This is a genomic window from Roseibium sp. MMSF_3412 (assembly GCF_030733265.1).
Lineage (GTDB): Bacteria > Pseudomonadota > Alphaproteobacteria > Rhizobiales > Stappiaceae > Roseibium.
The window spans coordinates 64624-77079 of the sequence record NZ_JASHJI010000008.1 but is presented as its reverse complement, the minus strand read 5'-3'; the positions used below and the strand labels follow the sequence as shown (position 1 = coordinate 77079).

9 protein-coding genes and 2 tRNA genes are annotated in these 12456 nt (G+C 56.4%); 10 read left to right on the top strand and 1 reads right to left on the bottom strand.

What is annotated here, in order from left to right:
• Nucleotides 1-60 precede the first annotated feature (60 nt).
• Nucleotides 61-145: transfer RNA gene (locus tag RBB49_RS15480), tRNA-Leu, on the top strand.
• 61 nt (nt 146-206) lie between these two features.
• Here RBB49_RS15480 and RBB49_RS15475 read toward each other — a convergent pair.
• Nucleotides 207-1205: an aldo/keto reductase gene (locus tag RBB49_RS15475; RefSeq protein WP_306143755.1), complete on the bottom strand. Its 999-nt coding sequence runs from the start codon at nt 1203-1205 to the stop codon at nt 207-209.
• Between the two features lie 312 nt (nt 1206-1517).
• Here RBB49_RS15475 and RBB49_RS15470 point away from each other — a divergent pair, with 312 nt between their 5' ends.
• From RBB49_RS15470 to RBB49_RS15430, 9 genes are all read left to right on the top strand, one after another.
• Nucleotides 1518-2900: a hypothetical protein gene (locus tag RBB49_RS15470; protein WP_306143754.1), complete on the top strand. Its 1383-nt coding sequence runs from the start codon at nt 1518-1520 to the stop codon at nt 2898-2900.
• A 301-nt stretch (nt 2901-3201) separates the two neighbouring features.
• Nucleotides 3202-4551, top strand: coding sequence for a trigger factor (gene tig / locus RBB49_RS15465; protein WP_306143753.1), 1350 nt, complete (start codon nt 3202-3204; stop codon nt 4549-4551).
• Between the two features lie 199 nt (nt 4552-4750).
• A complete protein-coding gene (locus tag RBB49_RS15460) occupies nt 4751-5386 on the top strand; it encodes an ATP-dependent Clp protease proteolytic subunit (RefSeq protein WP_306143752.1) in 636 nt (211 codons plus the stop codon).
• Between the two features lie 236 nt (nt 5387-5622).
• Nucleotides 5623-6888 carry an ATP-dependent Clp protease ATP-binding subunit ClpX gene (gene clpX / locus RBB49_RS15455; RefSeq protein WP_306143751.1) on the top strand — a complete coding sequence of 422 codons (1266 nt, stop codon included), beginning with the start codon at nt 5623-5625 and terminating at the stop codon, nt 6886-6888.
• Between the two features lie 330 nt (nt 6889-7218).
• The gene (gene lon, locus RBB49_RS15450) at nt 7219-9648 is read left to right on the top strand and encodes an endopeptidase La (RefSeq protein ID WP_306143750.1); all 2430 of its coding nucleotides are present in this window, start codon (nt 7219-7221) and stop codon (nt 9646-9648) included.
• 187 nt (nt 9649-9835) lie between these two features.
• A complete protein-coding gene (locus RBB49_RS15445; RefSeq protein WP_306143749.1) occupies nt 9836-10111 on the top strand; it encodes an HU family DNA-binding protein in 276 nt (91 codons plus the stop codon).
• Nucleotides 10112-10313: 202 nt separating this feature from the next.
• Nucleotides 10314-10889, top strand: a complete 576-nt coding sequence (locus RBB49_RS15440) for a hypothetical protein (protein ID WP_306143748.1) — start codon at nt 10314-10316, stop codon at nt 10887-10889.
• A 280-nt stretch (nt 10890-11169) separates the two neighbouring features.
• Nucleotides 11170-11245: transfer RNA gene (locus tag RBB49_RS15435), tRNA-Val, on the top strand.
• Between the two features lie 536 nt (nt 11246-11781).
• Entirely contained in the window at nt 11782-12177 is a 396-nt protein-coding gene (locus RBB49_RS15430) for a hypothetical protein (protein WP_306143747.1), read from the top strand.
• The last annotated feature ends 279 nt before the right edge of the window (nt 12178-12456 follow it).

Here is a 12456-nt window from a genome sequence, read left to right as displayed (position 1 = left end):
AAAAACCTGCGGTGCTATAGAGGCCCCGCCTTGAGCACAGGGCCTTTGGCCTGATGCGATGCGGATGTGGTGAAATTGGCAGACACGCCAGATTTAGGTTCTGGTGCCGCAAGGCGTGGGGGTTCAAGTCCCTCCATCCGCACCAACTTAAACGCTATTGCTCCCATCTCATTTGCGATCTTCGCACCGCGAGCGGTGGCTTTTTCTCAGCAATACCGCTCAGGTCCGATCCACTGCTGTTCGGAATAGCGGTCACCATGGGCCCAGCCGACGGGCAGGGCGGCTTCGATCCGGTCAAGGTCGGTCTGGGTAAGTTTCAGGGCCGCGCCGGAAAGGCATTCGCGCAGGTGATCGACCGAGCGCGTGCCGGGGATCGGGATGACATGGGGTCCGCGCGCAAGCAGCCAGGCATTGGCAAGACCGGCCGCATTCGTGCCCATGTCGGCCGCAAGTTTGCGGAAGCCTTCCATGATGCGCAGGTTTTCCGAAAGGTTGGGTTCCATGAAACGCGGGTTGCCGGCCAGAAAGGGGATCTGACTGATCCTTTCGGCCGGTATCGGGTGGTCGGTCAGCAGTGAACGTCCGACCGGCGAAAAGGCGACCATGGCAACGCCAAGCTCAGCGCAGGCCTGCACGAGCCCGAGTTCGGGCGCGCGGGTGGACAGCGAATATTCCGACTGAACGGCGGCGACAGGATACGCGGTCATGGCGCGGCGAAGCGTGGAGGGTGAGATTTCCGAGAGCCCGATTGCGCGTGTCTTGCCTTTTTCAACCAGCCGGCCGAGATTTGCCGCCGTTTCTTCCGGCGTGAACCTTGTGTCGCGGCGGTGCGCGTAAAAAAGGTCGACGCAATCAATACCCAGCCGCTCCAGGGACTTGTCGAGCTCGGCTTCAAGGTGCTCTGCCGAATTGTCGAAGGCGCGGTTGCCTTCAGCATCCTTGGTGATCGTCGCCTTGGTGGCGATGATGAACTCGTCCCGGGCCCCGGGGTTGGCTTTCAGGTAGCTCCCGATGGCGTTTTCCGATTTGCCCATGCCGTAGATGTTCGCCGTGTCCAGATGGGTCACGCCGAGATCGCGGCAGGCGTCGAGAACCGCGTGGCTCTCCGCCTCGTTGGTCGCGCCGTACATGTCGGAAAAAGACATCGCACCATACCCGATAGCGCTGATCTCAGGCCCGTTTGCACCCAGACTGCGTTGTTCCATTTCTACCTCTAAGCGCTTGAAAGAACGAGAACTGGCTTGTCACCTGGGGCGGTGAAAGCACCGGAGCGCGGTCGCCAGATCCGTTTGTTGGAGGACATCGTGTGCTCCTGTTCTAAGCCAAAGATAGCGCAGGTCAAACCCCTGCCTTGCAAAGCGGCATTGAGCGCCGGGTGTTTTCCTGGACCAAATCAAAGCTGCGTCGACAAGACGTGATCTTCATCACCTCCAAGGCGGCGGATCTCAACTAAGAGTGTGCGAACTTTACGATATTGCTTCGGGTTGTGGGGGGCTAACCGCCATCTGGAGTCAGTCATGAGCAGCCTGCCAAGAATACAGATTGAGCGTTCTGTCGGATACCGGGCACAGAACAACATCGCGGATGTCAGAAAGGTTCAGACCCAACTGAACCTTCTTCTCGATCCGAAAAGAACCAAGTTGGTCGAAGACGGGTTTTACGGGCCGAACACCAAGGAGAGGATCGGCGATTTCCAGAGCCATGTCCTGGGGTTTCAGTTTCCCGATTTTCGGGTCGATCCGGGCGCGAAAACGATCCGGGCCCTGAACGACCCGGCGTCGAAGCAGAAGTGGACGGTCACGCCTGACAAGCCCGATCCGGACAAACCTGACAAGCCGAACAAACCCGATCCGGTCAAGCCGGTCCCGCCAGAGGACATGCCCAAGATTCCGGTGCACGGCCCGACGGATCTGGCGGGCGGGTTTGATACATATCCCGCGCCGGCGCAGGTGCTCGGACCGTCGAAGGTTTCGACGCCTGTGGACCGGGACGGTGCCTGGATCATGATTCCGCACGGAAGTGAGAGATCAATCAGGCTCGGAATTTCCTCCGAAGAGCCCGTTCAGTTTGTCAGCAAGGGTTTCGGTGAGGACGGCGTCGTCCGGTCGTTCAAAAAGGAAGAACTTGTCAAGGTCTCCGTGACCGGCCGGACATTGACCATCAAGGGGCTGAATCCTTGCAAGAACTGCAAGCTCGATCTTGTTCAGAATGGCAGGCACTTGCGCATCTACGTCTCCGTGAAACCTTTGCGGGTCGTGCCGCTGTTCGTGTTTCATGTCGAACACGGGCCCGGAATGAAATCGCGGGTGTCTTCGAGCGAGCTCAGGACGGTCCTGAAGATAGCGAATTCGGAGATCCTGCGGCCGCAGTGCAATGTCGAATTCGATCTGAAAGGGCAAACGGAGCTTTCGCACAAGGATATCGGCAAACACCTGGGTGCAATCGTGCGCGGAGATGGCTTTGACGACAAGAAGGACGAATTCAAGTATCTGCGGCCATTCTTGAAAGACAGGACCTTTTCACAGCCGCACGGGGCCGATCACGTCAAGACGGTCAATCTTTTCATTGTCCGCAACATGAGAAGCACGGTGGAAGAAGGCAAGCGGCCGGTGTCGGTCTGGGGAGCGATGAACAGCGCTTCAGGAATGTGCGTCATGCGCGACCGTTCGATCGGCCGGTTCACGGGTGTGAATGGTCTGGCGCACACGCTTTGCCACGAGGTGGGACATATGCTCATCGGTCAGATTTATACGCATGGCCACGATATCGTTCAGCCCGAGTCGCACAATCCCTTCACCGACGCGCTCATGTATTCAGGCGGAAAGGGCAACAAGCTGTATCGCGTCGAAGTCGAAGCCATGAACCCGACCCGTCATCAGCCGCCGCCGCTTTCCTTGTGACGATCAGCATCGAACGGCGGCTTGCGAAGGTCTTGTGCCACCGTGCGCGGGGGGCTTTGTTCCGCATCGAAACCGCGCGCTGAATCGGGGGCAATTGCGGGCAATTTCGGCTGTCTGCCCTTGACACTTTCGGCCCCACGCTTTATCGCGCTCCCATCGTGCGCCCCGGAGTCCGCTTCGGGGTGAGGCGCCGCTATTGGAACGCTTTCGAAAAAAGGAAGGTGCAGGCGGTGCGGCACACGGGATTTAAAACAAAACCTCCGGAGCGAATTGCCGCTCGGGACCGAGGACGAAAAAACCCATGCAGGTAACCGAAACCCTCTCCGAGGGCCTCAAGCGAGAGCTCAAAATCGATATTCCGGCTGGTGATCTTGCCACCAAGCTCGAAGACTACATGGCGGACCTGAAGTCCAAGGCCAACATCAAAGGTTTCCGTCCGGGCAAAGTGCCTGTCGCGCACCTGAAAAAGATGTATGGCCGTCAGGCCATGGCGGAAATCCTGTCGAACACCATCCAGGAAACCACCCAGAAAGCTGTCGAAGAGCGCTCCGAGCGCCCGGCTTTGACGCCTGAAATCGATCTTCCGGAAGAAGAAGCCGAGAAGATCATGGCCGGAGATGCCGATCTGTCGTTCAAAATGACCTACGACGTGCTTCCGGTCTTCGAAATTGTCGACTTTGCCGGTTTTGAAATCGAGCGTCCGGTCGTCGAGATCGCGGATGAGGAAGTCGACACGCAGGTGGCCGACATCGCCAAGAACAACACGCCGTTCGACACCAAGGACGGTGCGGCCGAAGACGGCGACCGGGTGACCATGTCTTACCTGGGCAAGATCGACGGCGAACCCTTTGACGGCGGTGCAGACGAAAACGGTCAGCTGGTACTCGGCTCCGGTCAGTTCATCCCGGGCTTCGAGGAGCAGCTTGTCGGTCTGAAGGCAGGCGACACAAAAGTGGTTGAAGTGAGCTTCCCCGAGGACTATCCGGCGGCGCACCTTGCCGGCAAGGCTGCGACCTTCGATGTCGAAGTGAAGGAAGTCGCGGCACCGGGTGAAGTCACGATCGACGATGAATTCGCAACCGGTCTCGGCCTTGAGTCGCTGGACAAGCTGAAAGAAATCGTTCGCGGTCAGATCGAGAGCCAGTTTGGCCAGATGACCCGTCAGCGCGTCAAGCGCCAGCTGCTCGACAAGCTCGACGAGCACTATTCCTTCGAACTTCCCGAGAAACTTCTGGATTCCGAGTTCGAGATCGTCTGGCGCCAGGTCGAGGACGACATGAAGCGCAACGAAAAGACCTTCGAGGACGAAGACACGACCGAGGAAGAAGCGAAGGCGGAATACCGCAAGATCGCCGAGCGGCGCGTGCGTCTCGGCCTGGTTCTTTCCGAAATCGGCGAAAAGAACGACATCCAGGTAACGGACGAAGAACTGCAGCGTGCGCTTTATGACCGCGTCCGCCAGTTCCCGGGCCAGGAGCAGCAGGTGTTCGAATACTACAAGAACAACCAGCAGGCGCTGGCCTCGCTACGTGCTCCGATCTACGAGGAAAAAGTCGTCGACTTCATGCTTGAACTCGCCAAGGTCACCGACAAGACGGTTACCAAGGAAGAGCTTGAAAAGCTGGTTGCCGAAGACGAAGACGACGCCTGAGCACCGGCCTGATATCCCCAGATGCGGCAGCGGCTTTAACCTTGCCTTCATGTCGCATCTGCCATGAATTTGCGTTAAGGGCGACATCCCATATATACGGGTTGTCGCTTTTTTCGAGTCGGGCCCCTGATCGATGCGCTTCAAGGGCCTGTGTCCAGTCCGGTGTCACCGGACATCATCTCAAGCATATGGATGAGGTATGAAGGATCCTGTCGATATCTACATGAACACTCTCGTGCCGATGGTCGTCGAGCAGACGAATCGCGGCGAGAGGGCCTTCGATATCTTTTCGCGCCTGCTGAAGGAGCGCATCATTTTCCTCACCGGTCCGGTTGAGGATCACATGGCAACCCTGGTAAGCGCGCAGCTTCTGTATCTGGAAGCCGATAACCCGACCAAAGAAATCGCAATCTACATCAATTCGCCGGGCGGTCTGGTCACCTCCGGTCTTGCGATCTACGACACGATGCAATTCATCCGCCCGGCGGTATCGACGCTCTGCATCGGCCAGGCGGCCTCGATGGGGTCACTGCTGCTGGCCGCCGGCCAGAAGGACATGCGATTCATTCTGCCCAATGCCCGCGTGATGGTGCATCAGCCTTCCGGCGGCTTCAGAGGACAGGCAGCCGACATCATGCTTCATGCACAGGAAATCCTGGCGATGAAGCGCCGGCTCAATGAAATCTACGTGAAGCACACCGGTCAGAGCCTTGATCAGGTTGAAGAAGCGCTCGAGCGCGACAACTTCATGACCGCCGAAAAGGCCAAGGAATTCGGTATCGTAGACAATGTGATCAGCGATCGCACCACCCTCGGCGGTGAAGCGGAGAGCTAAGTCTGCTAAGGCGGTCTTAAGCAAGGATGCGGAATTCTGCCGAAAGATCGCTATCGGGCAGATTAATGCCGGGTTTTCATCTTCACCTTAAACCTATATTGATTTTTATTGGTGAAGCATGATGACTTATATTGCGAAGCAGCGCCCTTGACGGGCGCCTTCAAACCGGTCCCGTCGCGATTTGGCCGTGGCGGGAACGACATGGGGATAGGCCCCACAAACGCGAGGTTGACTACATGACCAAGGCCAGCGGCAGCGATTCAAAGAATACGCTCTACTGCTCCTTCTGCGGCAAAAGCCAGCACGAAGTTCGCAAGCTGATCGCCGGCCCGACTGTTTTCATTTGCGATGAATGTGTCGAGCTGTGCATGGATATCATCCGTGAGGAAAACAAGTCCTCACTGGTGAAGTCACGGGACGGTATCCCAACCCCTCAGGAAATTCGTGATGTCCTGGATGATTACGTCATCGGGCAGGGCAGCGCGAAGAAGGTCCTGTCGGTTGCCGTTCACAACCACTACAAACGCCTCAACCACGCGTCGAAGAACAACGATGTGGAACTGGCAAAATCCAACATTCTGCTCGTCGGACCGACCGGCTGCGGCAAAACGCTTCTGGCGCAGACGCTCGCGCGCATCCTCGATGTGCCGTTCACGATGGCCGATGCGACCACGCTGACGGAAGCCGGTTATGTCGGTGAAGATGTCGAAAACATCATCCTCAAGCTGCTTCAGTCTGCCGACTACAATGTCGAGCGGGCGCAGCGCGGCATCGTCTATATCGATGAGGTCGACAAGATCAGCCGCAAGGCCGACAATCCGTCGATTACGCGTGACGTTTCCGGCGAAGGCGTGCAGCAGGCCCTCCTGAAGATCATGGAAGGAACGGTCGCGTCCGTTCCGCCGCAGGGAGGCCGTAAGCACCCGCAGCAGGAATTCCTGCAGGTGGACACGACCAACATCCTGTTCATCTGCGGTGGCGCGTTCGCAGGGCTCGACAAGATCATCTCTGATCGCGGCACGCAGACGTCGATTGGTTTCCAGGCACGCGTCGAAGCGCCCGAAGACCGGCGTATCGGTGAATTGTTTGCGGAACTGGAACCGGAAGATCTTCTGAAATTCGGTCTGATTCCGGAATTTGTGGGCCGTCTTCCCGTTATCGCGACGCTGGAAGATCTCGACGAAGATGCACTGGTCACGATCCTGACCGAGCCGAAAAACGCGCTCGTCAAGCAGTATCAGCGTCTGTTCGAGATGGAACAGGTTGAACTTGCATTCCACGACGAGGCCTTGAAGGCGATTGCACGCAAGGCGATCGAGCGAAAGACAGGCGCGCGCGGTTTGCGGTCGATCCTGGAATCCATCCTGCTGGATACCATGTACGAGCTTCCGGGCCTCAAGGGTGTCAAGGAAGTCGTCATTTCGCCGGAGGTTGTCAAAGGCGAGGCAAGACCGCTTTACATCTACGAAGACCGGGAAGAAACGTCAGCAACCAGCGCCTGACAACATGTCTTCCTGCACCATAAAACGATAAAAAAATGCCGCTCCGAACGAGCGGCATTTTGTTTTCTGCAAATTGGTCCCGAACTGCCGAAACGTTTTCCACCGGATGTGCGGGTCGTCAACAGACTAGACCGATTTGGGAACAGAACCTGCCTTGACACCGGCAGTGCTGGTGTCCACCTAATAGGACTGACGACGGCTCGTGCGAATTGCAGGACGCTCGCTTGGGGTGCTGCGGTTCGGCCTGTCGGAAACTTTTCCGAAAGCCGTTTTTCAGTGTTTCGGTTGCTTTCTTGAATGGGGCCGGAACACGCTGAGAAAGGAAAAAAAATGAGCGACGCAGAAATCCGCGCCACCGACGCAGACAGCACTTCTGTCTATCCCGTTCTGCCACTTCGCGACATTGTCGTGTTTCCGCACATGATCGTTCCGCTCTTTGTCGGCCGTGAAAAATCGATCAAAGCGCTCGAAGAGGTCATGACGACCGACAAGCACATTCTTCTGGCGACCCAGAAGAATGCAGCCGACGATGATCCGAATTCGGATCAGATATACGATGTCGGCACGCTCGCGACCGTGCTGCAGCTCCTGAAACTGCCCGACAACACCGTGAAGGTGCTCGTTGAAGGTGGCGCGCGCGCGCAAATCGGCCAGTACACTGACCGGACAGACTATTTCGAAGCCTCCGCCACGGTTCTGCCCGAGCGCGATGGCGAAAACATCGAAGTCGAAGCCCTGGCTCGCTCCGTCGTTTCGGAGTTCGAGAACTACGTGAAGCTGAACAAGAAAGTGTCGCCGGAGGTTCTGGGTGCCGTAAACCAGATCGACGACTATTCTAAACTCGCAGACACGATCGCCTCCCACCTTGCCATCAAGATCCCCGAGAAACAGGAAATTCTCGGCGTGGTCTCGGTTGCCGAGCGTCTTGAGCGCGTTCTGGGCATGATGGAGAGTGAAATCTCCGTTCTGCAGGTGGAAAAGCGCATCCGTTCGCGCGTCAAGCGCCAGATGGAGAAGACGCAGCGCGAGTACTATCTGAATGAGCAGATGAAGGCCATTCAGAAAGAACTCGGCGACAGCGAGGATGGCCGCGACGAGGTCGCCGAACTTGAAGAAAAGATCAAGAAAACCAAGCTGACCAAGGAAGCGCGCGAGCGCGCGGCTGCGGAAATCAAGAAGCTCAAGCAGATGAGTCCGATGTCTGCGGAGGCGACGGTTGTCCGCAACTATCTGGACTGGCTGATCGGCATTCCCTGGAACAAGAAATCCAAGGTGAAGCACGATCTTGCGCTTGCCGAGAAGGTTCTCGACACCGATCACTACGGTCTGGACAAGGTCAAGGAGCGGATCGTCGAGTATCTCGCGGTCCAGAGCCGTGCCAACAAGCTGCGCGGCCCAATCCTCTGCCTCGTCGGACCTCCAGGCGTCGGCAAGACGTCTCTTGGCAAGTCGATCGCGAAGGCGACCGGACGTGAGTTCGTGCGCATGTCGCTCGGCGGCGTGCGTGACGAGGCTGAGATCAGGGGACACCGCCGGACCTATATCGGCTCCATGCCGGGCAAAGTCATCCAGTCGATGAAGAAGGCGAAGAAGTCCAACCCGCTGTTCCTGCTCGACGAAATCGACAAGATGGGCATGGACTTCCGCGGTGATCCGTCTTCGGCGCTGCTTGAGGTGCTCGATCCGGAACAGAACTCGTCCTTCATGGATCACTACCTGGAGGTCGAATACGACCTGTCCGACGTGATGTTCGTCACCACGGCAAACACGCTCAACATTCCCGGGCCCCTGATGGACCGGATGGAGATCATCCGGATCGCCGGTTACACGGAAGAGGAAAAGGTCGAAATCTGCCGCCGTCACCTGATCCCGAAAGCCGAAAAGGATCATGGCCTTCGGGAAGGCGAATTCGCGATTGAAGACGACGCGCTGCAATTTGTCGTGCGCCGCTACACCCGTGAAGCCGGTGTTCGTAACCTTGAACGTGAAATGGCGACCCTGGCCCGAAAGGCGGTCAAGGATATCCTGATGAGCGACAAGGAAAGCATCACGGTGACGCCCGAGGTTGTCGAGGATTACCTCGGTGTGCCGCGGTATCGCTATGGTGAAGCCGAACTGGAAGACCAGGTTGGTGTTGTCACGGGTCTTGCATGGACGGAAGTCGGTGGTGAGCTCCTGACGATCGAAGGGGTCATGATGCCCGGCAAGGGCAAGATGACCGTCACCGGCAACCTGAAAGACGTCATGAAGGAATCCATCTCTGCGGCGGCATCTTATGTTCGCTCGCGGGCTGTCGACTTCGGCATCGAACCGCCGCTTTTCGACAAGAAGGACATCCACGTGCACGTGCCTGAAGGGGCGACCCCGAAGGACGGACCGTCTGCAGGTATCGCCATGGCGACGGCGGTTATCTCGACCATGACCGGCATCCCGGTACGCAGGGATGTTGCCATGACCGGTGAGATCACGCTGCGTGGCAGGGTCCTGCCGATCGGCGGTCTGAAGGAAAAGCTTCTGGCGGCTCTGCGCGGAGGGATCAAACTTGTGATGATCCCGGAAGACAATGCGAAGGATCTGGCGGACATACCGGATTCGGTGAAAAATTCCCTCGAGATCATCCCGGTTTCCGGTATGGAAGAGGTGTTGAAAAACGCGCTTGTTCGTCTGCCTGACCCGATCGAATGGGATGAAAGCGCCGCTGAAGCCGCCGCGAAGGCGAGTGAATCGGACAAGGACAAGTCGGGCGTTTTGGCGCACTAAAACCCGGTTTGCACCGCACAAAACGACGAGCCCCGGAGATTCCGGGGCTTTTCTTTTGAATAATCGGTAGAAATGGCGGTTTTCTGCGAAAAAACCACTTGCGTTTCGTGTCAATTCGCCCGAATTTCGCGCAACGGCGCTGACAGGAATCGTCGGCACTCTGCCGTTTCTTAGAAAGGTATCTGCTATGAATAAGAACGATCTGGTCGCAGCTGTTGCAGAAAAGACCGGCCTCACCAAGGCGCAGGCGGGTGAAGCAGTTGACGCAACTTTTGAAGCAGTCACGGAAACGCTGAAAAGCGGCGACGAAGTGCGCATCATCGGCTTCGGCAACTTCACCGTTTCCGCACGTGCTGCAACTGAAGGCCGCAATCCGCGGACTGGCGAAACGATCCAGATCCCGGCTTCCAAGACGCCGAAGTTCAAGGCCGGCAAAGGCCTGAAAGACGCTGTGAACGCATAAGTTCACACGCGCGATCTTTCTTGAAAGCCCCGTTCCCGTATTTCGGGGGCGGGGTTTTTGTATTCAATGCCGCTATCCGGGCCTGGTCCGTGTCTGTTATGACGTTTTCGGTATAGGCTGGACGTCCCAAAGATCATGAACATGTGGTGGTAACCCATGAGCTTGCAGGCATTGATCGCGCGACGACAAAGGGCATTGTTTGATGCCTGGGTCCGTAACCCGCTGGTACAGGTGCAGGTCGAGCACCCGGATTGCCTCGGTCGTCTTTTTTTTTCTGAATGAATTCGACGAAGAGGTCGAAACGGAGAAGGCGGGGCGGCGCAGCCTGAAGAATGTCGCGATCGTCGGAAAACCGGGAAATCCCGATGAAAACACCAGCGTCTGGGTGAGGGCGGGATATTCCTCCTACCAGAACGCTTGGCTTGGTTTCGTGAACCAGGTCTACGGCCTGAAGGCAACGCGCAAGGATCTGGCCGGCTACAATATCGATCACCTGCTGAACAAGGCGCGTAGCCCCAACAAGGCGGGGTTCATTCGCATAGAAGCGATCAATGATGCCGTGAACCAGGCATGGGGGGCCTGTTCGAACGCGCGGCCAGCAACCCTGAGTTTTCAGCCAACAAGACCCGGTATCGCCGGACCATGTCCTGGATCATTGCTGCGAAACTCATGGAGCAGGCCCCTCCAAGAGGGCCGGATGATCATCACGGAATTGCGCGATTGGCCCGGTTTTTCGCCCAGAATGGCCTCGCTGACGACAACCCGCAGCAGGGTCTGACCGAAATGCTGAAATTCGCATATCGATTTCGCTAGAAAACGGCGCTGTCTCCTGGCTTGTCGACCGGTTCATGCGTGAGGCTGGCAGTCTGATGACCCGGCTCCCTTGTCCTTTGTACATCTCTGATTCTGAAAGGGTTTCAAGGAACCTGTTTCACAGGAGCCCGTTGTGAATTCAAGATCCGCAAATCATCCACAGCCAGAAAAACAGAGACAAAATTCTTTGAAAATGTACTTGCCAAGAGAGGAGGGACCACCTAAAAGGCGTCTCACCTCGTTGAGGGCGATTAGCTCAGTTGGTAGAGCGCTTCGTTTACACCGAAGATGTCGGGAGTTCGAGTCTCTCATCGCCCACCATTCTCTTCAAATGACAGTTTCACGGCCCCTGTTCGGTCGGTGTGCCGACAGGCCTCAATCCGGTTTGGTCGACCCGGGCATGCTGGGTGGGACGTTCACGGGGTTTTCCGCCTGCCAGCGGCTTCAGCCGTTAGATCACCCACTTTGCGAAAGTGCTTTCATGGTCATGGTGCTTGCGCAACCTTGTGATTGCCAAAGCGCAGAACGCTATTTTTTCTTTGTGTAGGAAAAGAGCGAAAAAACTGTCCATACATGATCGGCTTGCAGATGGATCCGTGCATAGCGCTGGCCAACCGACATCGGCGTACCCGTTCGTTCAAATGGATTCCCGTTCTTACTTTCGAAAATTTTCTCGAGAAAACCAAAATAACCCCGAGACTTAGGGGCTGCACACGGTTGTAATTCGTTGAGCCGGCCGGAAAAAAATGGCGGAATTCCGGGCGTTTTTGATCGTTTCTGTTGCCTTCAAGCCGCAAATATGCAACCTAAGATTTTGTTTTACGGAAATGCTCTCAAACAAAAGGAAGGTAGACGCCATGCGTACTATCGCGGCTGGAATTGGCTTGATTGTTGGATTTACATCTCTTGCGATCGCCTCCGAGGAACACAAGCTTCATGTGTTTAACAACACCAGTTTTGACTTCACAAATGGGCACGTTAAAAACCATCAGCAAGTGAATATACAAAGCGTTCCCGCCACTATTAAAGCAGGGCAGAACAATTACATTCACTTCAAGACTTCAGGTAGCGCTTATGACGTGCACATGAACGTCCACTTTGACGTGGACACGGGCACAGAAGGATCCGTCGCGGTCATCTGGCAATTCACGGACGGAACAAAGAAATGCAAGACTGACACGGTTCCCGGGATAACGGCGGAATACAGCGACTGTGCAGACAAAAATGTAAATTACACCTTCACGAGTGATTGAGCCGAGACCCTGTGTATCGGCGATGGTGGCAGGTGGGGACGAAAGCCCCACCTTTGAAAAGTTGGTTGGCTGTACCTAGGCCGACACACTTCCGGAAATAGAAGCACCTTTGAACTTTGGCAGCAAAACTGTCCGGGTTCGGGAGTCGCGCTCGTGCAATAATCGGGAACGGGAAACTTCGCTCCTGCATTCCGGTGCAAAGACGCGGCTGATTCTCGTACCTGGAAATTGCATCCGTGATCGGGAAATTCGTTTTTCGTCAATGTGTTCCAAGATTAT

Coding starts and splice junctions, on each gene's coding strand:
- RBB49_RS15445 (WP_306143749.1), top strand. CDS start 9,836: ATGAATAAGAACGATCTGGTCGCAGCTGTTGCAGAAAAGACCGGCCTC.
- clpX (WP_306143751.1), top strand. CDS start 5,623: ATGACCAAGGCCAGCGGCAGCGATTCAAAGAATACGCTCTACTGCTCC.
- RBB49_RS15460 (WP_306143752.1), top strand. CDS start 4,751: ATGAAGGATCCTGTCGATATCTACATGAACACTCTCGTGCCGATGGTC.
- RBB49_RS15475 (WP_306143755.1), bottom strand. CDS start 1,205: ATGGAACAACGCAGTCTGGGTGCAAACGGGCCTGAGATCAGCGCTATC.
- lon (WP_306143750.1), top strand. CDS start 7,219: ATGAGCGACGCAGAAATCCGCGCCACCGACGCAGACAGCACTTCTGTC.
- RBB49_RS15470 (WP_306143754.1), top strand. CDS start 1,518: ATGAGCAGCCTGCCAAGAATACAGATTGAGCGTTCTGTCGGATACCGG.
- RBB49_RS15440 (WP_306143748.1), top strand. CDS start 10,314: ATGCCTGGGTCCGTAACCCGCTGGTACAGGTGCAGGTCGAGCACCCGG.
- RBB49_RS15430 (WP_306143747.1), top strand. CDS start 11,782: ATGCGTACTATCGCGGCTGGAATTGGCTTGATTGTTGGATTTACATCT.
- tig (WP_306143753.1), top strand. CDS start 3,202: ATGCAGGTAACCGAAACCCTCTCCGAGGGCCTCAAGCGAGAGCTCAAA.